At 54.6% G+C, this 22143-nt stretch carries 22 protein-coding genes and 1 tRNA gene; 12 read left to right on the forward strand and 11 right to left on the reverse strand.

What is annotated here, in order from left to right; genetic code table 11:
* The first annotated feature begins 10 nt into the window (after positions 1 to 10).
* Positions 11 to 1216: a glycolate oxidase subunit GlcF gene (glcF, locus tag NP590_RS00330; protein WP_256600144.1), complete on the forward strand. Its 1206-nt coding sequence runs from the start codon at positions 11 to 13 to the stop codon at positions 1214 to 1216.
* 93 nt (positions 1217 to 1309) lie between these two features.
* Here glcF and NP590_RS00335 read toward each other — a convergent pair whose 3' ends face one another.
* The 11 genes from NP590_RS00335 to flgA all read right to left on the reverse strand — a co-directional run bounded on the left by NP590_RS00335 (position 1310) and on the right by flgA (position 11699).
* Positions 1310 to 3934, reverse strand: a complete 2625-nt coding sequence (locus tag NP590_RS00335; RefSeq protein ID WP_256600145.1) for a motility hub landmark protein FimV — start codon at positions 3932 to 3934, stop codon at positions 1310 to 1312.
* A gap of 133 nt (positions 3935 to 4067) precedes the next feature.
* On the reverse strand, positions 4068 to 5090 hold the full coding sequence (locus NP590_RS00340) for an aspartate-semialdehyde dehydrogenase (protein ID WP_256600146.1): 1023 nt from the start codon (positions 5088 to 5090) through the stop codon (positions 4068 to 4070).
* Between the two features lie 5 nt (positions 5091 to 5095).
* Entirely contained in the window at positions 5096 to 6175 is a 1080-nt protein-coding gene (gene leuB, locus NP590_RS00345) for a 3-isopropylmalate dehydrogenase (RefSeq protein ID WP_256600147.1), read from the reverse strand.
* Positions 6176 to 6190: 15 nt separating this feature from the next.
* Positions 6191 to 6829: a 3-isopropylmalate dehydratase small subunit gene (leuD, locus tag NP590_RS00350; protein WP_256600148.1), complete on the reverse strand. Its 639-nt coding sequence runs from the start codon at positions 6827 to 6829 to the stop codon at positions 6191 to 6193.
* Entirely contained in the window at positions 6826 to 8235 is a 1410-nt protein-coding gene (gene leuC, locus NP590_RS00355; RefSeq protein ID WP_256600149.1) for a 3-isopropylmalate dehydratase large subunit, read from the reverse strand. The genes leuD and leuC overlap by 4 nt, the downstream gene beginning before the upstream one ends.
* 91 nt (positions 8236 to 8326) lie before the next feature.
* Complete coding sequence (gene adk, locus NP590_RS00360; RefSeq protein ID WP_256600150.1) at positions 8327 to 8965, reverse strand: adenylate kinase; 639 nt, start codon at positions 8963 to 8965, stop codon at positions 8327 to 8329.
* 248 nt (positions 8966 to 9213) lie between these two features.
* Positions 9214 to 9290, reverse strand: a tRNA-Arg gene (locus tag NP590_RS00365).
* A 30-nt stretch (positions 9291 to 9320) separates the two neighbouring features.
* Complete coding sequence (locus NP590_RS00370) at positions 9321 to 10100, reverse strand: flagellar brake protein (protein WP_256600151.1); 780 nt, start codon at positions 10098 to 10100, stop codon at positions 9321 to 9323.
* A 34-nt stretch (positions 10101 to 10134) separates the two neighbouring features.
* The gene (locus NP590_RS00375) at positions 10135 to 10629 is read right to left on the reverse strand and encodes a flagella synthesis protein FlgN (protein WP_256600152.1); all 495 of its coding nucleotides are present in this window, start codon (positions 10627 to 10629) and stop codon (positions 10135 to 10137) included.
* A 4-nt stretch (positions 10630 to 10633) separates the two neighbouring features.
* Entirely contained in the window at positions 10634 to 10936 is a 303-nt protein-coding gene (gene flgM, locus NP590_RS00380) for a flagellar biosynthesis anti-sigma factor FlgM (RefSeq protein WP_256600153.1), read from the reverse strand.
* Between the two features lie 67 nt (positions 10937 to 11003).
* A complete protein-coding gene (gene flgA / locus NP590_RS00385) occupies positions 11004 to 11699 on the reverse strand; it encodes a flagellar basal body P-ring formation chaperone FlgA (protein ID WP_256600154.1) in 696 nt (231 codons plus the stop codon).
* Between the two features lie 121 nt (positions 11700 to 11820).
* On the opposite strand from flgA, the gene NP590_RS00390 reads away from it, so the two are divergent.
* The 11 genes from NP590_RS00390 (at position 11821) to flgK (ending at position 22134) form a co-directional block, all read left to right on the forward strand.
* Positions 11821 to 12747 carry a chemotaxis protein CheV gene (locus NP590_RS00390; protein ID WP_256600155.1) on the forward strand — a complete coding sequence of 309 codons (927 nt, stop codon included), beginning with the start codon at positions 11821 to 11823 and terminating at the stop codon, positions 12745 to 12747.
* Between the two features lie 452 nt (positions 12748 to 13199).
* Entirely contained in the window at positions 13200 to 13592 is a 393-nt protein-coding gene (gene flgB / locus NP590_RS00395; protein ID WP_256600156.1) for a flagellar basal body rod protein FlgB, read from the forward strand.
* Between the two features lie 2 nt (positions 13593 to 13594).
* On the forward strand, positions 13595 to 14011 hold the full coding sequence (flgC, locus tag NP590_RS00400; RefSeq protein WP_256600157.1) for a flagellar basal body rod protein FlgC: 417 nt from the start codon (positions 13595 to 13597) through the stop codon (positions 14009 to 14011).
* A 9-nt stretch (positions 14012 to 14020) separates the two neighbouring features.
* Positions 14021 to 14695, forward strand: coding sequence for a flagellar hook assembly protein FlgD (locus NP590_RS00405; RefSeq protein WP_256600158.1), 675 nt, complete (start codon positions 14021 to 14023; stop codon positions 14693 to 14695).
* Positions 14696 to 14708: 13 nt separating this feature from the next.
* Positions 14709 to 15989 (forward strand): flagellar hook protein FlgE, encoded by a 1281-nt coding sequence (flgE, locus tag NP590_RS00410; protein ID WP_256600159.1) that lies wholly within the window; start codon positions 14709 to 14711, stop codon positions 15987 to 15989.
* Between the two features lie 15 nt (positions 15990 to 16004).
* Complete coding sequence (gene flgF / locus NP590_RS00415; protein WP_256600160.1) at positions 16005 to 16754, forward strand: flagellar basal-body rod protein FlgF; 750 nt, start codon at positions 16005 to 16007, stop codon at positions 16752 to 16754.
* 50 nt (positions 16755 to 16804) lie between these two features.
* Complete coding sequence (gene flgG / locus NP590_RS00420) at positions 16805 to 17593, forward strand: flagellar basal-body rod protein FlgG (protein ID WP_256600161.1); 789 nt, start codon at positions 16805 to 16807, stop codon at positions 17591 to 17593.
* A 16-nt stretch (positions 17594 to 17609) separates the two neighbouring features.
* Positions 17610 to 18278 carry a flagellar basal body L-ring protein FlgH gene (gene flgH / locus NP590_RS00425; RefSeq protein ID WP_256600162.1) on the forward strand — a complete coding sequence of 223 codons (669 nt, stop codon included), beginning with the start codon at positions 17610 to 17612 and terminating at the stop codon, positions 18276 to 18278.
* Positions 18279 to 18308: 30 nt separating this feature from the next.
* Entirely contained in the window at positions 18309 to 19409 is a 1101-nt protein-coding gene (locus tag NP590_RS00430) for a flagellar basal body P-ring protein FlgI (protein ID WP_256600163.1), read from the forward strand.
* 35 nt (positions 19410 to 19444) lie between these two features.
* Complete coding sequence (gene flgJ / locus NP590_RS00435) at positions 19445 to 20473, forward strand: flagellar assembly peptidoglycan hydrolase FlgJ (protein ID WP_256600164.1); 1029 nt, start codon at positions 19445 to 19447, stop codon at positions 20471 to 20473.
* Positions 20474 to 20481: 8 nt separating this feature from the next.
* Positions 20482 to 22134: a flagellar hook-associated protein FlgK gene (gene flgK / locus NP590_RS00440; protein WP_256600165.1), complete on the forward strand. Its 1653-nt coding sequence runs from the start codon at positions 20482 to 20484 to the stop codon at positions 22132 to 22134.
* Positions 22135 to 22143 lie beyond the last annotated feature (9 nt).

The raw sequence follows: 22143 nt of genomic DNA on the forward strand, positions 1-22143 counted from the left end.
AGAGTAAACCATGCAGACCCAATTCGCCGATTTCATTAAACAAACAGCCCAAGGCCGGCGGGCCGAGGCCATTTTGCGCCATTGCGTACACTGCGGGTTTTGCAATGCCGGTTGTCCGACCTATCAATTGCTGGGTGATGAACAGGATGGGCCGCGCGGACGGATTTATCTGATCAAACAGGTCTTGGAAGGCAACACCGCCACTCGGGCGACCCAACAGCACTTGGACCGCTGCTTGACCTGTCGGGCCTGCGAAACCGTCTGTCCGTCCGGTGTGGAATACGGCCGTTTGTTGGACATTGGCCGGGGGTTGGTCGAACAGCAGGTGTCGCGCGTCTGGCATCAGCGTCTGCTACGCTGGTTGTTGTTATTCGCTTTGCCGGTGCCGCAGCGGTTTGCCCGTCTGCTGGCAGTCGCCAGAATATGCCGTCCGCTGTTGCCGCGACGATTTAAAAACATGCCGCCGTCGTTGCAAGCCGTTTCGCGCCGGCCGGCAAGCCGGCATTCAAGGCGCATGCTGCTCCTGGAAGGTTGCGTGCAGCCGGCATTGGCCCCGAGTATCAATGCCGCGACCGCCCGGGTGCTGGATAGGTTGGCCATCAGTCTGGTGGATACGCCCGCCGCCGAATGTTGCGGCGCGCTGGCCTATCACTTGAACGATCAGCCGGCCGGTCTGAACAGTATGCGGCGCCTGATCGATGCCTGGTGGCCCGAGGTCGAAAAGGGCGTGGAGGCCATCGTCACGACGGCAAGCGGCTGCGGCGTCACCGTTAAGGATTATGCCGAACTGTTAAAACATGATCCCTTGTACGCCGAAAAAGCGGCCCGTATTTCGGGTTTAGCCAAGGACATCGGCGAAATTCTATCGGCCGAAGAACTATCGGTATTTAAACCCGCGGCGCGGCGGATAGCTTTTCATTCGCCCTGTACTTTGCAGCACGGTCAAGCGTTAAACGGCGTGGTGGAAAAAGTATTGCTTGGCTTGGGCTTTGAACTTACGCCGGTTGCGGATGGGCATTTGTGTTGCGGATCGGCGGGCAGTTACGCCTTGCTGCAAGCGGAATTATCCGGCCGCTTGCGGGCGGCCAAGATCCAGGCATTGCAAGCCGGTCGGCCGGAACTGATTGCAACCGCCAATATCGGCTGCTGGTTGCAGTTGCGGGAAAAATCCGCTCTGCCGGTGGTGCATTGGATAGAGTTATTGGCCGAAGCCTGAAGGCCGTTTCGTCAAATCCATGACAGCGTTGCCAAAAGATGGCGAATGGTCGGCGCTTTAAATTGCCAACCATTCGCCGCGGATTGCTGGAGTCTAGTTCAGCTCATCCAATATGGCTTGGGCGGCTTGTTTTTGTTCCGGGCTGCCTTTTGCCAATACTTCGGTGGCGATGGTTCTTGCCGCCTCGGCATCGCCCATATCGATATAGGCTTTTGCCAAATCGATCTTGGTTTCGAATTCATCCATGTCGGTTAAATCGGCAACCCCGAAATCCATGTCATCGTCCAGACTTTTGCTGGCGGGGGTTTCAAAGTCAAAATTAAAGTCAAATTCGTCCGAGCCGCTAGTTAAAGTTTCGCTGACTGGTTCAACCGGGGTCTTTTTGGGTTCTTCTTCCGCGAACTCCGGAAATTCGAAACTTTCCAGGCTGGCCAAATCCAGCTTATCTTCATCCGGCCTTGTTTTGTCGCCGGCCGCATCGGTTGCCGAATCAAGTTCAAAGTTGAAATCGAAACTTTCCAGGGTTTCGCTGGCCTTGGTTTTTTCCTCGTCGGCGCTATCGGGCTGCAGGCCGCTTAAATCAAAATCTATCGTTTCGATATCGGGCGCGGGTTCCGCAAGCTCGTCTTTGGGTTTCGATTCGCTTTCGGCTTGTTCGAACGAACCAAGGTCAAAATCCAGGCTGCCGTGATCGGGTTCCTCTGGCAGAGTCAATTGCATTTCAGCCAATTCGGAATTTATCTCGTCCATCAATTCCATGTCCGGCAAGGCCGGGGTTTCCAGGTCGCTTAAATCGTCCGTGGTTTCAAAGTGCGCGGGTTCTCTGTCCAGCAAGTTGTTTGCCGCAATGTCGTCCGATACCGGGGCGGGCTTATGTTGAGGGACGCTGCCGCCGAACAAGGCCGATTCCGGTATGATCTCCTTGGCCATATCCGTTACCTTGCTCCAGAACGCTCTATCGGCATTCTTACCCGCGTCGGCCAGCTCTTGCGTGTATTCGGCGAAACGCTCTCTATTCTCGTTGGCGTAGAAAATTTCAAGCAGCTTCAGCTTGTAATCGTCTTTTTCCGGTTGGTCTTTTATCGCATGGCGGATTAAATCCTCGGCCTGTTGGTAACGGCCATAGGCCAGATAAACATCCGCTTCCGACATGGGATCGATATCGTTCTGATCGGTGTCGAAAGCTTCGAAATCGCTGGGGGTGAAGTCGCTGATAAACGAACTTTCGCCGACGGTACCGACATCGTAAGCGCCGGTGCTGTTGATATCCATGACCGGCACCGCCAAGCTGCTGTCGGCATCCGGCATTTTGATCTGGCTAGCGGAGGCGAACATGCTTTCGGTGTTGGTTTGGCTCTCGATTTTTCGTTTCCGCCATAACAACCACCCCAGCAAACCCATGATGCCGACGCTCAGTCCGCCGATGACCATCGAGTAACTGGGAGAAGACAGGAAGCTTTCTTCTTCAACCACAATCGGCGCCGGAGGCGGAGGTGTCGGCCTGACCGGTTTGGGCGGAGCGGGGACGGGGGCCGGTTTAATTTCGACCGGTGCTTCCGGCTGCGCGGCGGTAACCGGCGGTTCAGCCGTTGGAGCGGGAACGCTTGCTTGCTCGGGGGCAGCGGGCTCGGCTGGAGCGGGGGGAGGGGGAGGGCTTGGTTCCGCGGGTTGCGCGGGTGGAACTTGGGTGCTCTCTGCCTGCTGTTGGGCGCTATCTTGGTCTTTATGTTGTAGGGTTGCCAATTGTTGGTCCTTCAAGGCCAGCAATTGCTGCATCATGTTTAGCTGTTGTTCGAGCCGGTCGATACGGCTTTGTAAATCGAGGTCCTTGCCGTCGGCCGTTCCGCCGCCGGTTCCTTCGGTAGTCGCGTTTCCATCGCCGCCCGGTTTTACCTTGCCGCCCGCAACAGCACTGTCGGTGATCTTGGTGTCGCTGGGTGCGACGAGTTCCAAAGCCTTGGCGCCGGCTACGGTTTCAGCGGCGGGTTTGCGCGGTTTAATCTCGCCACGTTTGCCGGAGGATTGCAAAATGGCTTCGGTCTCCGGTATCTTCAATACCATGCCTGTTTTCAGCGAGTCAATGTTGCCGTGGTTGAACGCCTCGGGATTCGCATTAAACAGGGCAGCCATCATTTGACTGGTGGGTACGCCGCGTTCGTTGCCCAGCTGATTGGCTATTCGCCACAAGGTATCGGCGGTTCGGGTCGGGCCGTATTCGCCGCTGCTTGGCGTTTGCGGCGTGATGTTTGCGGCGGTATCCCGACGAGCGCCGGTTCTGGCGGGTTTGGGCTTGCGGGTGGGAGCGACATAGTCTTCGAGCGCTTCCAGCCGATAATCGCTACCCGCCGTGCTGGGTAGCGCGGGCGCCCGATAGGCCTCGGGCGGATCGATCAAAACGGTAAACTCTCGGTATTGGCTGCCTTGCGGCCAAGTGACTTCAAGTAAAAAATCTAAGAATGGTTCGGTCAAAGGTTCCCTGGAAGTGACTTTGACGATGATGGAGCCGTCGGCCTGCACCACGGGGTTGAATTTGATCTTGGATAAAAAATAATTCCAGGGAACGCCGGCTTGATCGAATTTTTCCGGAGGCGCCAGTTTTACCGTGACGTCGGCGGGGTTTTCGCCCGCCGCCAAGCGCAGATGAATTTCGGCGTTAAGTTTCTGGTTGAGGGCGGAATGCAATTGAATGTCACCGATACCCAGCGGTTGTGCGCTCATTGGTATCAGCAACGATACAACCGCTAAAGTTTTAGTTATGTGCTTCACATTCTTGTCCTTCACTGGGATTACCTCGGCACGATCGATCAGATGCATTTTGTCCGACTCATTAAAGATGTTTGCTAATCTTAGACTAGATGTAATTTTTTACCAGCACCTCGGCTATTTGCACACTGTTCAAGGCGGCGCCCTTTCTGACATTATCGCTCACCACCCACAAATCAATCCCGTTAGGGTGCGAGAGGTCCTCGCGAATTCTGCCGACGTAGACGTCGTCGTGGCCGGACGATTCGGTTACGGCGGTAGGGTAGCCGCCATTCTCGCGCTCATCCAAAACCGTGACGCCGGGAGCGGCCGATAGCAGTTCCCGTACCCGGTCAGCGGAAATTTTTTGCTTGGTCTCGATGTGCACCGCTTCGGAATGGCCGAAGAACACCGGCACCCGCACGGCGGTGGGATTTACCAGGATATCGGCATCGCCCATGATCTTTCGAGTTTCCCAGACCATTTTCATTTCTTCCTTGGTATAGCCGTTGTCCATGAATACATCGATTTGCGGCAAGCAGTTGAAGGCGATCTGTTTTGGATAAACCTTGGCCTCAACCGGTTTGGCATTCAGCAGGTTGGCGGTTTGGCTGGCCAGTTCTTCGATAGCTTCCTTGCCCGTGCCGGAAACCGCTTGGTAAGTCGCCACATTGATGCGGCTGATGCCGACTGCATCGTAAATGGGTTTTAACGCCACCAGCATTTGGATGGTAGAGCAGTTCGGATTGGCGATAATGCCGCGATTTTTATAGTCCGCGACTTTTTCCGGATTAACCTCCGGCACCACTAGTGGAATGTCGTCGTCGTAACGGAATTGCGAGGTGTTATCTATCACCACGCAACCAGCCGCCGCCGCCTTGGGAGCATACTCGGCCGAAACGGAGGCGCCGGGCGAAAACAGGCCGATTTGCACCTTGGAAAAGTCGAAACCGGCCAAGTCTTGCACCACCACGGAACCACCCTTGAACGGAATCCGTTTGCCGGCCGAACGTTCGCTGGCCAACGCGTACAGCGTGCCTACCGGGAAATTGCGTTCTTCCAGGATGCTTATCATGGTTTCGCCGACCGCGCCGGTCGCGCCGACAACGGCAACATCGTAAGTTTTGGACATAGCGTTTATCCTTTTAAAGCGTTGAGTACGGCATCGCCCATGCCCGAGGTGCTGACTTGGGTCGTGCCATCCGAATAAATATCCGGGGTTCTGGCGCCGGCATCCAGCGCCGTGTTGACGGCTTGTTCGATGCGTTCGGCCGCTTCCGGTTGGTTTAAGGTATAACGCAGCAGCATGGCGACCGATAAAATGGTGGCCAGTGGGTTGGCAATGCCCTGGCCGGCAATGTCTGGCGCCGAACCGTGTATCGGTTCGTACATGCCCTTGCCGTTGGCGTCCAGCGAGGCCGAAGGTAGCATGCCGATCGATCCGGTCAACATCGCTGCAATGTCGGACAAAATATCGCCGAACATGTTAGTGGTAACGATGACGTCGAACTGCTTGGGTGCCCGCACCAGTTGCATGGCGGCATTGTCGACGTACATATGACTTAATTGCACATCCGGATAATCCTTGCCGACCTCGGTGACCACCTGTCGCCACAGTTCGGTGACTTCCAGTACATTGGCTTTATCCACCGAACACAGCTTTTTATGACGTTTTTGCGCGGTTTTAAAAGCTGAATGGGCAATGCGGCGGATTTCCGACTCGTTGTATACCAGGGTGTTGAAGCCTTGTTGCTCGCCGTTTTCCAATAAGCGGATGCCGCGCGGTTGGCCGAAGTAAATGCCGCCGGTCAATTCGCGGACTATCATGATATCCAGGCCGGACACCACCTCCGGTTTTAGGGTGCTGGCCCCGACCAGTTGCGGGTACAGAATCGCCGGCCGCAGATTCGAAAACAGGTTCAGTTCCGAACGAATGCTCAGCAAGCCGCGTTCGGGGCGCACCGCATGCGGTAACGCTTCCCATTTGGGACCGCCCACCGCGCCCAGCAAAACGGCTTCGGCGTTTTTGCACAGATTCAGGGTTTGCTGCGGCAGCGGGGTGCCGAAGGCATCGTAAGCGGCACCGCCGACCAAGGCGGTTTCGAAACTAAGCCCCAGGGCCATGTCGGTATTTAAAAAGCTCAATACCTTGACGGCCTCGGCGACAATCTCGGGGCCGATCCCGTCTCCCGCCAAAACGGCGATTTTTTTTGCCATGCCCGTATCCGTTACTTATGCGTCTTGAAACAACCAGGGCGCGCGTTTGGCGCGTTCGGTTTCATAGGCTTTGATTTTATCGGCATGCTGCAGCGACAAGGCGATATCGTCCAAGCCGTTCAACAAGCGGTAACGGCGATTTTCATCCACGTCGAATCCGATTTGTTGGCCGGCGGGCGTGGTGATGGTTTGGCTTTGCAGGTCTATGGTCAGTTGGTAACCGTCCGCCATTTCCCTGAATAGCCGATCGACGGTTTCCGCCGGCAGCACGATGGGTAAAATGCCGTTTTTAAAACAGTTGTTGAAAAAGATATCGGCAAAGCTAGGGGCGATAACCGCTCTGAAACCGTAATCTTCCAACGCCCATGGAGCGTGTTCGCGCGATGAGCCGCAACCGAAGTTTTCCCGCGTCAACAGAATTTGCGCGCCGTGATATTGCGGCTGGTTCAGCACGAAATCCTTGTTCAATGGCCGGTTGGCGCAGTCCATGTCGGGCTCGCCGCGATCCAGATAACGCCATTCGTCGAACAAGTAGGGGCCGAATCCGGCGCGGCGGATGGATTTCAAAAACTGTTTCGGAATGATCGCGTCGGTATCGACATTGGCTCTGTCCAATGGCGCCACCAGGGCGGTCAACGTGGTAAATGCTCTCATGATGCGTCCTCCGCGACGTTAACAAAGTGACCGGCAATCGCGGCGGCGGCCGCCATGGCGGGGCTGACCAAATGGGTGCGTCCGCCATAACCCTGACGCCCCTCGAAATTACGGTTCGAGGTGGATGCGCAATGCTCGCCGGCTTCCAGGCGGTCGGCGTTCATGGCCAGACACATCGAACAACCCGGCTCGCGCCATTCGAAGTTGGCGGCGGTAAAAATTTTATCCAGGCCTTCCGCTTCGGCTTGCTGCTTGATCAGGCCGGAACCCGGTACGATCAGCACCTGCTTGACGGAGTCGGCTTTTTTACGGCCCTTGATGACCGCCGCCGCCGCGCGCAAGTCCTCGATGCGCGAATTGGTGCAGGAGCCGATAAAGACTTTGTCCAACTTGATGTCGGTGATTTTCTGGCCGGCTTTCAGACCCATGTATTGCAGGGCTCGCTCTATGCTTTGGCGTTTGACCGGGTCGGTTTCCCGCGCGGGATCGGGAACGCTGGCGTCGACCGGTAATACCATTTCCGGCGACGTGCCCCAGCTGACCTGCGGTTTGATGGCGGCGGCGTCGAACTCTATGACCTTGTCGAATTTGGCGTCCGGGTCCGAATGCAGTTTTTCCCAGTAGCGTACCGCCATGTTCCAGTCGTCGCCTTTGGGGGCGTAAGGACGGTCGCGGTAAAATTCGATGGTTTTTTCGTCGCAAGCGATCAGGCCGGCGCGGGCGCCCGCTTCGATGGCCATGTTGCAGACCGTCATCCGGCCTTCCATGCTCAGCTCGCGAATGGCTTCGCCGCCGAATTCGATGGTGTAGCCGGTGCCGCCGGCGGTACCGATCTGGCCGATGATGGCTAGCACTATGTCCTTGGCGGTGACGCCGGGGCCGGCCTTGCCGTTGACCTTGATCAGCATGTTTTTAGCTTTTTTCTGCACCAGACACTGAGTCGCCAGCGCATGCTCGACTTCCGAGGTGCCGATGCCGAAAGCCAATGCAGCCGAGGCGCCGTGAGTCGAGGTATGCGAGTCGCCGCAGACCACGGTCATGCCGGGCAGGGTGGCGCCTTGTTCCGGTCCGACCACATGTACGATACCTTGGCGGATGTCGCTCATATGGAATTCGGTGATGCCGAATTCCTTGCAGTTGCTTTCCAGGGTTTCCACCTGCAGGCGCGAAACCGGGTCGGCAATGCCTTTGGCTCTATCCGTGGTGGGGATGTTGTGGTCTGCGACCGCCAGATTGCGGGCGATGCGCCAGGGTTTGCGTCCGGATAGGCGCAAGCCTTCGAAAGCCTGCGGCGAGGTCACTTCGTGCAGCAATTGCCGGTCGATATAAATCAGGCACGAGCCGTCGTCTTCGGTATGGACGACATGGTCGTCCCAAAGTTTGTCGTATAAGGTTTTACCTGCCATATTGGTTTCTCTTGGATAGGGTACGCATTTATACCCATTCGGATACGCGTACCGAAAGCTTAAAGGTACGCAATGCGTACCCTACGATGGTTTAATTCAATACCGCGAATACTTTGGCGGTAATGTCGCCGACCGAGCCGACCCCGGCGATGCTGGCGAATTTGGCTTTCTGGCCGGGCGCCGAATAGAAGCTTACCAGCGGTTTGGTTTGAGCGTGATAGACGTCCAGACGTTTACGCACGGTTTCTTCGGTATCGTCGTCGCGTTGAATCAGCGGTTCGCCGGTGACGTCGTCGAGTCCCTCGGTTTTCGGCGGGTTGAATACCACGTGGTAACTACGGCCGGAGGCCATGTGCACGCGTCTGCCGCTCATGCGTTTGATGATTTCTTCGTCGTCCACCGCGATCTCGACCACAAAGTCCAGTTCCACGCCCATGTTTTCCAGGCCTTCGGCCTGGGCAATGGTGCGCGGGAAACCGTCCAGCAAATAACCGTTCTTACAATCGTCCTGGGCGATGCGTTCCTTGATCAAGCCCAGGATAATGTCGTCCGACACCAATCCGCCGGCATCCATGACTTTTTTGGCTTCCACGCCCAATGGCGTGCCAGCGCGTACAGCGGCCCGCAGCATGTCGCCGGTGGAAATTTGCGGAATGGCGAATTTTTCGGTAATGAATTGGGCCTGTGTGCCTTTACCCGAACCTGGGCTTCCTAACAGGATGATACGCATAGCTTTTAACTCCGGTGCATCAATGCGGCTTTTGCCGTCTTTATTAATGGTCTGGTGTCCGTCGGTGATTCCGCGGAAGCCGATAAAAAACCGTGCATTTTAACGCAAACCTTAGCGGAATGCCGTTAAATGTTGGGCTTTGGGGGTGAGGGCAATCTAATGCGGTTGAGGCAGTCATGAAGAGCTGAGATATTTGGCGGGAAGGTTTAACAGGCACTGCCGAAAAAGGGCCTATTTCCATGCGCCGATGGCGTCCCGGAGACGATTCGAACGTCCGACCTGCCCCTTAGGAGGGGGCTGCTCTATCCTGCTGAGCTACCGGGACTCGGTGCAAATTTTAACACAGGGAGCTGGGTTAATTTTTTTGTTTTCTGATTTCCACGCGTTCCAGCGACGTGATGAAATACGATAATTTTGATTGGCTTTTGCTGGATAGGTTTTCAAAAAAACCGCCCACTTGGACCTTGGCTTGATTAGGGAAGCCGGGTTTAACGAAACGTACTGAAAAATCAAAGTCCATTTGGTAGTCTTCAAAATTGATTTGACAGTTTTTTATTATGTCGCCACGTTGTATGCGCGCGCGATTTACCGGCAAATCGATACCGGCACCGCCGCGCGACAAATCGAACAGATATCCGCTGACCGACATGCCGGTGCGTTCGGAGACGCCGGTGAATGCAATATCGATCGAGCTGATTTCTATGCGTGGAGAGCGCCGGCGTTGCGGGTAAAAAATTCTATCGGGCAGCGCGCTTTTGTAATACGAAATGCCGCGCGAGTGGCCCATTTCGATGTCGGACAGGTTAAAGGATAAATGTATTCCTTTGTGAAAGGTGGATAGCTTTAAGGAGCGGGTGTCCTGTAGGACGGTATTGCCTTCCTTGGGAATCAGTTCATCCAAAATGATCAGATTCTTTTCGGTTTTTATTCCCAATATGGATGAATTATATTCCTGCGGCGCGCCGTCGATCTGTACGGTGCACAGCGGCGAGCTTTGCTCTATTTCCGATAGCAAATTGACGATTTTGTCCGGCGACGTGATGAAGTTGGGGTTTTCAAAAGGCGAGAGATCATCGGAGTCCTCGATTTCGTTATCAATCCTTTTGGTAAACAGGCCCCTGATTTTATTGAACATGCTGAAACGGTCTGGAAGGGAAGTTGGTCGCAGTCTACACCGAAATGAGCGTGTGTGAAAATAACTCGCTACGCGTACTGCCGTCCGGTCCGTAAGTCGTTGCCAGTTGCGACTTGCCGCGCAGAACCTGCAGGGCTCGTTGGGCGTGACGACTCAGCATGTCTATGCTGGCGCCGTTTTTTTCGTTCAAGGCGCGGCAGTTTATGGTGAGTTGGGTGATGTTGAGCCACTGCCCATGGGCTTGGGCAATATTGAAACCGTTTGCCTTGGCTTTGGTGAGGTAGTTTTGGACACCGTCTTGGTTAAGCGGCAGTTTTTCCGTCGCCAAAACTTGGCCCAACTGTTTGGAAAATTGCTCCAGCTGGACAACCACATCTTTCTTGTGCGTGGCGAGTGCGTTTATAGTGGTCGGATTGGATCGGGATTTCAATTGTTCGGACTCGGCGTTAAGTAGTTCGAACAACTTTTGAGCCGATTTGAGCCCGTTCGATAACAATTTTTCTGTGATGGGAAAAGTTTTTTCTATCATGGCGTCATGTCGAGTTGGCTAGTTTTGTTTCCAGTTGCATCATTTTTTCCGCAACATGGTCCGGGTCGATTTTGTAGTTACCGGCTTGTATGGCTGCTTTTATTTCGGCAACGCGGCTTTCATTGACAACGGGAGCGGAGTTGCTTGCATCCACTGCCTTTTTGATGCCATCCGCCGTGGAAATGTTGACGGTATCGACGTCGGTTGCGGGATTGCCTTGCTTGGAGGACTCAAGCGGGTTTTTGCCGACCGGTTTGGTTTGCGCGGCAACATTGGTCGTGACATTGTTGATGGATTGAATAGCCATGACGGTATCTCTAGCAAAAATTGGGATATGTCTTTTAACGGCATCATGGCGGCATCCTTTAATTTAATTATTGTAAATAGACGTTTACCAAGCCAAGGTTGACGACCGTGGCTTGAATCACGCGTTGCGACGTAACATTTTTTACACTGATTCTTTGTCCTCTTATGCCATCGGTCATGGCGACGCCCGTCGATGTGATCAATAAACCGGGTTTGCCGGATTGAATGCTGACGCGTTCGCCCCGTTTGACCAGGGTGGGTTCGCTGTAATGCGAGCGATAGAGTACGCTGCCTACCGGAATAAAGCGGGTGGCCTGTTTGTCGATGATATCGTTGGGGTCCGTCAGATATCCGGGTTGTAGCATGGAAGCATCCCTGGTTTCGATAGTGAAATGCTCCGGCCCGATTCTGTCGTTTCTGTTGAGTTGTTTTGCCAGAACCAAAACGGCTTCGAACGATTTGACCGCCACCGTGCTGTAAATTGTCCAGTTTTCGGCGCCTGGGCAGCTGATGCCAATGGTATTGCGGCCGGGTTTGACATTGCCGGACTGAGAAAATATCTGCAGGTTTTCGGTGCAGTTTGGCAACTGCAGGCGCGGGTCGATTTGGGCAGCGCTAAGTTGATATTGGCCGGCGGGGTCCAACGACGATTGCACGAAATTTTGTACGGCGTCCTGCATCGCGGGTAGCGATTGAAACGACGCAGACTCGGTCAACGGGCTTGCAAACAGCAGCAGGCAGAACGATAAGTTGATTATTTTCATGGCGAATGTCGGTTTATTGACTCTAGGCACCTTCAAGCAGAAAACATACCAAAAAATTATTGGCAGTCCGCCAATCCAAAGTGGCTATAATTCTTTCAATCATTATTTTGAGGGGGTATTTATGGCTGGAGTCTTAGAGGGCGTTGATCAGCGTACCAAACTGGCGGGGCATAATCGCTTTGAGTTGCTGTTGTTCAAACTGGCAAGCCGGCAACGTTTCGGCATCAACGTGTTTAAGGTGCAGGAAGTCATTCAGTGTCCGCCATTGACCCAAATTCCCAACTCGCATTCCGTCATTTGCGGAGTGGCTCACTTACGCGGAAAAACCATACCGGTGCTGGATTTGTCAATGGCTATCGGTATGCGGCCGTTGTCCCGCGAAGAAGGGGCTTATGTCATCGTCACCGAATACAACCGTTCCATCCAGGGATTTATGGTCGGCTCGGTCGACCGCATCATCAATATAGGCTGGGAGCAGGTCAAGGCGCCGCCGACCGGCGCGGGTCGCGAAAGTTACCTGACGGCCGTCACCAATGTGGACGGCGAGCTGATCGAAGTGATCGACGTTGAAAAAGTAATGAAGGAGGTGATTGGCGGTCGGGATGAAGCGGCGGCCGAAACCATAGATGCGGAAGTGTCCGGTAAGAACGATCATGTCCTTGTGGTGGACGATTCCTCGGTGGCGCGCAATCAAGTCAAGAGAGTATGCGAACAAATCGGCATCGAGTGCACGACGCTTAAGGACGGTCTGGAAGCCTGGGAGCATTTGACCCAATTGGTTGCCGAAGGGGTCAGGATTCAGGATCGTTACGCCATGATTATTTCCGATGTGGAGATGCCGCGCATGGATGGCTATACCCTGGCCACCAAAATCAAAAGCGATCCCGCCATGCGTGATATTTATCTGATATTGCATACATCGCTGAGCGGTGTCTTTAATACCGCCATGGTGCAAAAAGTGGGAGCCAACGAGTTTTTAGCCAAGTTTGACCCCGATTCCCTGTTGACGGCAATCCAAAAGCAGTTACGTACGTACCATTCCGTTTGACGCGGACACATTATTGCATTGAATCCGATTCCCCATTGCGCGATAGGTTTGTGCCAACGGTAGAGGGCATCGCGTAACCTCTCGGCCGTGATCCTCCTTAAAATCCTAGGGCGGTCCAGTCAGGCTATTTTTCAACCCGTGAAGATTTGGTAGCAAAAATTCATGGGTTATCGATTCAGTTTTCCGGACATGGGTGAGTAGGCAAATTATGCCCGCTTGCGTATTCCGCTCGAGTTTCCTCTGTTATATCCCCGCAACCACCAACCTTCGCTCACGGCAAGCCGCCAGAATATTGACATTCAGTTACGGCGGAAATTTTTTGCCGCTTTGTGCCGCCAGCGTATTTTTGACGCCAAAATTGCCGATCAAATTTTTTAAGCGATTGAAAAAAAGCGAAATAATTGCCATGGCATGATCAATGCTTTTGTTTTGTAAAACAGGAGGTGGCGAACATGGCAATCAATTTCAACAACGCGCTGGGTATTCATCCGCAGGCCCTGGCCTTGCGGGAAAAACGCAGCGAAATCCTTGCGGCCAATTTGGCCAATGTGGATACCCCGGATTACAAGGCAAGGGATCTGGATTTCAAATCCGTGCTCTCGCAGACCGTCGACAAGGCGGGTCGCATGGAGCAGACCCGGACAGGGCATCTGGCCGGGCCGCAAACCACGTTGGGAGCCGATTTGCTTTACCGAAATCCCCAGCAGGCCTCCTTGGACGGCAACACGGTGGAAGCGCATATCGAGCAAGCCAAATATGCCGAAAACGCCTTGCAATACCAAGCCAGCTTACGTTTTATCAACGGTAAATTTTCAGGGTTGATGTCAGCCATACGCGGAGAATAACCATGCCTTCCATGAACATTTTTAACATTGCCGGTAGCGGCATGAATGCGCAAAATCTGCGCCTGAATTTGGTTGCCAGCAATATAGCCAACGCCAACAGCATCAGCAGCAGTCTGGATGAGGTATACAAGTCCAGGCAACCGGTATTTGCCACCGAGTTGAACAACATCATGCGGAAAGATAATGCCGCCGGCGGCGTCAATGTGCTGGGGGTGGTTGAGAATCAGGCACCGCCGATTATGGAATATGCGCCCAACCATCCGATGGCGGATGAGTTGGGCTACATCTATAAACCCAATGTCAATACGGTGGAAGAAATGGCCAACATGATGTCGGCCTCGCGTTCCTACGAGAACAATGCGGAAGTCTTGAACACCGCCAAGGAACTGATCTTGCAAACTTTACGCATGGGACAGTGAGGATGAGTCATGAGCACTAACACAATAGACACCTTCAAAAATCTGGGTCTGGCGACCACCGCTACCCAGACCCAACAAAAACAAACCCTGGGACAGGAACAATTTTTAAAATTGTTGACCACCCAGTTGACTCACCAAGACCCCATGAAACCGATGGAAAACGGCGAGTTTCTCGGTCAGATGGCGCAGTTCAGCACCGTGTCGGGCATTCAGGATTTACAAGCCTCATTCAAGGATTTTGCCGGCAGTATCAGCTCCAATCAGGCATTACAGGCGGCGGGATTGGTTGGGCGCTATGTTTCCGCGCCCGGTCGGCAGGCATTGCTCTCGGCCGGAGGCACGGTGTCCGGCGACTTCGATTTACCCAGCAGTTCAGCCAGCGTGAAAGTCAGCATACTCAATCCGCAAACCGGCGAAACCGTGCGCGAACTCAACCTGGGTTCCCAGCCGGCGGGTTCGACACCCTTCAGTTGGGACGGCATGGACGGCAACGGGCAGTTTGCCAATCCGGGCGTTTACGACATACGGGTGCAAGCGGATATCGACGGCAAAAACACCGCATTGGCAACCAATATCAAGTCGCTGGTGAAGAGCGTCACCATGGGTAGCGGCAACAGTGCCCTGCAAATCAACCTGACGGGGCTGGACCCGGTTAAATTCAATCAGATCAAACAAATCTTATAAGTGGGAGACAGTCATGGCCTTTACAACAGCATTAAGCGGCTTGAACGCCGCATCCAATAATCTGGCGGTGACCGGTAACAATATTGCCAATGCCAATACCGTCGGCTTCAAGCGTTCGCGTTCCGAATTCGCCGACGTTTACGCCTCCAGTCTGGGCGGGGTCAGCAGTATTCAGCCCGGCGCGGGCGTGCGGGTAGCCAATGTCGCCCAGCAGTTCAATCAGGGGAATTTGGCGTTTACCGAAAACAATCTGGATCTGGCCATCAGTGGCGAGGGCTTTTTTACCCTGGCAAAAAGTCCTCAGGATATCAATAACCTATCGTATACGCGGGCGGGCGAGTTCAAACTGGATAAGGACGGTTATCTGGTGAACAACCAGGGCGCGGCTTTGTTGGTGTATCAGCCGAATGGTACCAAAGTCTCGGACGGTTTTAGCGTCGGCGTTACCAAACCGGTACAAATCAATACATTGACCGGCCTGCCATCGGCAACCGATAGCGTAAAAATGGTGGTCAATCTGAATTCTCAGGATGAACCGCCCACGGTGGCGTTCGATACCGCCAACCCGGATACCAATGGCAGTTATAACAGCCAAACCTCGGTGACGGTTTACGATTCGCTAGGTTCCCCGCATATTTTGACAAGCTACTTTGTCAAAACCGCCGACAACAACTGGGATGTTTATCATTTTATGAGCGACCCGGTACTGAGCGGCGCCGATCCGACCTCGGTCGTCAAGACACCGGTCGGTACCGGAACCCTGGTGTTCAACGATGCCGGTAAATTGGTGGACGACACCGCTTCGATATTTGCCATGAGTCCGACATTCGATCCCAATAACGGCGCCGCGCCCATTGATATTTCCGCTATCAGTTATGTAGGGTCGACCCAAGTGCAGCAGAAGTTCAGCGTCAACGAAATGTCGCAAAACGGCTTGCCGGCCGGGCGGCTGACCGGCATCGATATCGATGACGAAGGCGTGATCTTTGCCCGTTTCAGTAACGGCGGTTCGACAACGGTGGGGCAGGTGGCCTTGACGCGTTTTCCCAATGTGAATGGTTTGGCCAAGCTCGGCGATACCACCTGGGGACAGAGCGCCAATTCCGGCGAGCCGATTCGGGGCGAAGCCGGCGGTAACAATTTCGGTACCATTCAATCCGGCGCGTTGGAGGCATCCAACGTCGATCTGGCGGCGCAACTGGTGAATTTGATCGTGGCCCAGCAACATTATCAGGCCAATGCCCAAACCATCACCACCGAAAACCAGATCATGCAGGCCATACTCAATATCTGATAAGGGAGAGCGATCATGGACCGTAGCCTTTATATCGCCATGAACGGCGCCAAGCAGACCTTGCTTGCGCAAACCGCTAACGCCAATAACATGGCGAATACCCAGACCGTGGGCTTCAAGCAGGATTTCGAACAGTTTCGCGCAATGCCGGCTTTCGGTCCCGGCTATCCTTCCCGAGTCTACAGCATGACGGAACGTCCCGGCAGCGATTTGTCGTCCGGCGGCATCCAAACCACCGGGCGGGATTTGGATTTAGCCATCAACGGCGACGGCTGGTTTGCGGTGCGGGCCAAGGATGGCTCGGAAGCCTATACCCGGGCCGGCGATTTGCGCATCACCCCGCAGGGCTTGCTGGAAAACGGCGCCGGCCGGCAGTTGTTGAACGAAAATGGGCAAGCGATTGCCATACCGCCGGCGCAAAAGGTCGAAATCGGCCGCGACGGCACCATCAGCATGATTCCGCAGGGCGCCAATTCGACCAATCTGGTGGTGCTGGAACGCATCAAATTAGTCAATCCCGGCAACCAGAATCTGGAAAAACGCGACGACGGCCTGATGCATCTGAAGCAGGCCGGCGGTCCGCCGGCAGCGGCCGACGCCAATGTCAACCTGATTCAGGGCGCGCTGGAGGGCAGTAATGTCAATGCCATGTCGGCCATGGTGGAAATGATAGAGCTGTCGCGCAATTTCGAATTGCAAACCAAGGTCATGAAAACCATCGATGACAATGCCGGGGTTTCCGCCAAATTGATGCAAATGGCATAATTTATGCATTACTCCTGATAAGACAAAAAAATGTCAGTCAGGAGGTTGTCATGACAGAAAGAGCATTATGGGTGGCCAAAACCGGCCTGGATGCCCAGCAAACCCGGATGGCGGTTATTTCCAATAACCTCGCCAACGTCAATACCACCGGCTTCAAAAAATCCCGGCCCTTATTTGAAGACTTGATCTATCAAAACGTCCGCCAGGTCGGCTCGCAAACCACTCAGAACACCCAATTGCCGACTGGCTTGCAACTGGGCACCGGAGTGAGGACCGTGGCAACCGAAAAACTGCATACCCAGGGCAACATTCTGCAGACCGAAAACTCCCTGGATGTGGCAATCAACGGCCGCGGTTATATTCAAATTTTAATGCCGAACGGCGACATCAATTACACCCGCGACGGCTCGCTGAAGCTGGATGCGACCGGTCAACTGGTCACCTCCGGCGGCCTAACCGTGGAGCCCAACATCACTATTCCTCAGGACGCCATCAGCATCAGCATAGGCCGCGACGGCACCATCAACGTGGTGCAGCCGGGCAGCGCGACGCCAACCAATGCCGGACAAATCCAACTGGCCGACTTCATCAACCCGACCGGGCTGGAACCGGTCGGGGAAAATCTGTTCCGCGAATCGGTCTCCAGCGGTCCGCCGATCATCGGGAATCCGGGCGAAGACGAGTTGGGTTTTTTGCAACAGGGCGCCTTGGAAACCTCGAACGTAAACGTGGTGGAAGAACTGGTCAATATGATAGAGACCCAGCGCGCCTACGAGATGAATTCCAAGGCTATTTCCACCACGGACGAGATGCTGGCGTTCGTGACCCAACAGCTTTAAAGGTGGGAGATCGATCATGAAAGCAATTATTTTTATGGGCTTGGCCCTGGTAAGCATCACCGGCTGCGACACGCTGCCCAAAAGGGATCCGGATTTTGCGCCGGTACAACCGGCAGACCTGCGTCCGCCCGCGCAAAGAAACGGCGCCATTTATCAATCGGGTTACGACATTCGCTTGTTTGAGGACATCAAAACCCGGCGGGTGGGCGATGTCCTGACGGTGACCTTGAACGAAGCCACCAAAGCCAGAAAACTGGCCGATATGACCGCATCGAAGGATACCAACGTATCGGTCACCGCACCGACTCTGTTCGGCATAGCCAGCCAAGCTGTTTTGGGGCACGATTTGAAAACCAGTTTGGCTGCATCGTCTTCGTTCGATGGCGGCGGCATCGCCAACCAAAGCAACAGTTTGACCGGCGACATCAGTGTCACCGTGGTGGAAGTGCTGCCCAACGGCAATCTGCGGGTCAGGGGCGAAAAGCGGGTGGCCTTGAACGACGGCGACGAATATGTGCGATTATCCGGTATCGTGCGCCCCATCGACATCAGTACCGCCAACACGATTTCGTCCACCAAAATAGCCGACGCCACCATCATGTACAGAGGTGACGGCGGCATGAACGATTCCAGCAAGGTCGGCTGGTTGGCGCGGTTTTTCCTGAGCCCGATCTTTCCCTTTTAATATTCGAAACCCACGCTTGCGGAGACGACAATGAACAAAATTTTCGGTTCAATCCTATTGCTGGCACTGCTGACGTCCGGCGGCCATGCGCGGGCCGAACGTATCAAGGATTTGGCCACGGTCTCCGGCGTGCGTACCAACCAACTGGTAGGCTTCGGTCTAGTGACCGGCCTGGATAAATCAGGCGACGTATCGTCCTTGTTCGTGCGGCAAAGCATGCGCAACATGGCCGGCAACCTGGGCATAACCTTGCCGCCCGACGCCAATCCCCGCTCCAAAAACACTGCCGTGGTCAGTATTCACGCCGAATTGCCGGCATTTGCCAAGCCAGGTCAAAAAATTGACGTTACCGTGTCTTCCATCGGCGACGCCAAAAGTTTGCGCGGCGGCTCTCTGTTGATGACGCCTCTACGCGGTGCCGATGGCAATGTCTACGCCGTGGCCCAGGGTAATTTAGTGGTGGGAGGTTTGAGCGCTTCCGGTCAGGACGGTTCGAAAATTACCGTGAACAACCCGCTGGTGGGCCGTATTGCCGCCGGAGCCACGGTAGAGCGCACGGTGCCGACGTCGTTTGAAGAAGGTACCGATGTGGTGTTCGACTTGCACGACTCGGATTTTACCACCGCCAACCGGATGGCCGATGCCATCAACAAAGCCTTGGGCGCGGATACCGCCAGGGCGGTAGACGGCACCTCTGTCAGCGTGCGGGCGCCGTCCAATCCCAGCCAACGCGTGGGCTTCGTGTCGGTCATCGAGAACATAGAGTTGGCGCCGGACGACGCGCCCGCCAAGGTCATCGTCAATTCCAGAACCGGCACTGTGATCATCAACAGCAAGGTCAGAGTACAACCGGCCGCCGTTTCGCATGGCAGCCTGACCGTCACCATCAATGAAAATCCGCAAGTCAGTCAACCGGCGCCCTTATCCGGCGGACAAACCGCGGTGACCCCGCAGTCGGATGTATCGGTGGAAGAAGAGAACAACCATATGTTCGTATTCAACCCCGGCGTTTCCCTCGATGAAATCGTCAAGGCCGTCAATGATGTGGGCGCGGGTCCCAGCGATCTGGTGGCGATCTTGGAAGCGCTGAAATCGGCCGGCGCCCTGCGGGCGGAATTGATAGTGATTTAGTAAGAAGGCCATAAGGTTTAAGGCAGGAGGTTCCCATGTTGAACACAGATAGCGCATCCGTATATACCGATTTCAACGGCTTGGCCAAGCTGAAGCAAGGCGCCCGCGAGCAAACCCCGGAAGCCATCAAGGAAGTGGCCAAACAGTTCGAGTCGGTATTTCTGACCATGGTGTTGAAAAGCATGCGGCAAGCCAAACTGGCCGATGGCGCCATGGACAGCAAGCAAAGCGAGTTTTACCGCGATATGTTCGATCAACAAATGGCGCTTGAACTGTCCGGTAAACCGGGAATCGGCATGGCGGATTTGATCGCCAGACAGCTATCCCCCAAACAAAAGGATCAGGACCAGGAAGGGATGAAAGCCGGCGATTATTTGAATCGGGCCATGGGTGTGAGCGCTAAGGCCATGAATCCAAACAGCCCCGCTCCCAAGGTTGTTGACGGTTCGGCAACCGCGCAAGCCATGGAAGACTCCGGCTTGAATCGCCTACAGGAAAGTTTGGCCCGGCTGGAACAAAGCCAGCAAGCGTTGGAGGAGCAGTGGCAGAGCTTGCGCGGACAAACCTCGGGCGGCGAAGTTGCCGTCAACAAGCAAATCTTTATGAGTCAATTATTGCCGCACGCCCGCGAGGCGGCCAACGAATTGGGCGTGGATGCCAATGTGTTGCTGGCGCAGGCCGCGCTGGAAACCGGTTGGGGAAAATCGGTGATAAAAAACAGCCAGGGCGACAGCAGTTTTAATCTATTCAATATCAAGGCCGATAAAAGCTGGCAAGGCAGGCAGGCGCGGGTATCGACCCTGGAATACGATGGAGCGGTGGCAAGAAGGGAAATGGCCGGATTCAGATCGTATGATTCTTACAAACAAAGTTTTGACGATTACGTCAACTTCATCAAATCGAATCCCCGCTATGGCGAGGCACTGAAAAAAGCCGGCAACCCGGCGCAATATGTACGGGAATTGCAAAAAGCCGGTTACGCCACGGATCCGCGTTATGCGGAAAAAATCATGAGTATCTATAACAGTCAGATTGCCGGTCGTGCGATGGCTGAGGTAGGTTAGGAGGCTTTATGGCTATCGGTATTTTAAGTTCGGCCTTATCGGGTTTGGCGGCTTTTCAACGTTCGCTGGATGTCACCAGTAACAATATTGCCAACGTCAATACGGAGGGCTATAGCCGGCAGCGGGTGGAACTGCAAACCAGTCCGGAACAATTTATCGGCCACGGCTATCTGGGCAGTGGCGTCAACGCCACTAATGTCAAACGCAGTTATGACGAGTTCATCAATACACAGATGCGTTCCAGCGCCACGGCATTTCACGATGTCGATAGTTTTTACCAATTGTCCAGCCGCATCGATAATCTGCTTGCCGATCAAGCGACAGGACTGTCTTCGGCGATGAAATCCTTTTTCAACAGCGTCAACGATGTCGCCAACGATCCGACCTCGCTGCCGGCGCGTCAGGTCATGTTGGCGGAAGGCGATGCGGTGGCCAAGCATTTCAATACCATGACGGCGCGCTTCGACGACATACGGCAGCAAGTCAACAGCAATCTGCAAACATCCGTGCAGGAAGTCAACAGCTTTGCCAAATCGATTGCCGATCTGAACAAACAGATCACCGATTCTATCGGCAAGACATCCGGGCAACAATTACCGAATGCCTTGATGGATCAACGCGATTTACTGCTCGCCAAGATGGCGGAAAAACTGGATATAGCGGTGGTGCCGCAGGCGGACGGCAGTTTCAGCGTGTTCGCCGGGCAGGGCCAACCGCTGGTGCTAGGCAACACCGCTTTCGGCATGAGTTTGCAGGGATCGCCCTCAGACCCGTCGCGCATGCTGCTGATGCTGAGCGGGCAGGATATTACGCCTACCTTGAGCGGCGGGGAGATTTATGGCAACTTGCGCTTCAGGGACCAGGTTTTGGATCCGGCGCAGAATCAAATGGGTTTGCTGGCTACCGGATTGGCGATAGAATTCAATAAAATCCATCAGGGCGGTTACGATCTCAACGGCAGTACCGGAGCGGACTTTTTCAATTTGGGCTCGGCGACCAAACTGCCGGTAATCAGCAAGGCGCAAGACGGCAATCTGGTGGTAACCGTTGACTTCGTCCTGCCCGTGGATGCGGCGAATCTGGGAGCGTCCTACCGGATCGATGTCACCGGAGGTTCGCTGTACACGCTGACCAATTTAAGCGATAACAGCGTACATACCGATTTAAGCGATGCCGATCTGGCGGCGTTCGGTTTTGCGTTAAATTTCTCCGGCACCGGTTCGGTAAACGTGGGCGATTCGTTTCAGGTCAGTCCGTTCTTTAAAGCCGCCGGCTCGCTAAAGCTCGATCCGGCCATCGGTAATCCGCGCCAGATTGCGGTAGCCGGCGTCCCCGACCTGCCGGGCGACAACGCCAATGCGCTGGCGCTGGCGCGCCTGGAGTCGCTGAATATGATGCTGGGCGGCAAAAATTCCTTGACCCAGGTTTACGGGCAACTGGTGGCCGATGTCGGTTCGAAAACCCGCACGGCCGGCGTGAGCCGTAGCGCGCAGGAAGTCTTGTTCAATCAGGCCACCGCCGCGCGGGAAAATTTGGCCGGAGTCAATCTGGACGAGGAAGCCGCCAATTTGATCAAATTTCAAAATTCCTATCAGGCCGCCGCGCGGGCGGTATCGGTTGCCAGTACGCTGTTCGATACCTTGATCGGCATAGTGCGTTAAGGAGAGTCA

The organism is Methylomonas subterranea (assembly GCF_024505185.1).
Lineage (GTDB): Bacteria > Pseudomonadota > Gammaproteobacteria > Methylococcales > Methylomonadaceae > Methylomonas > Methylomonas subterranea.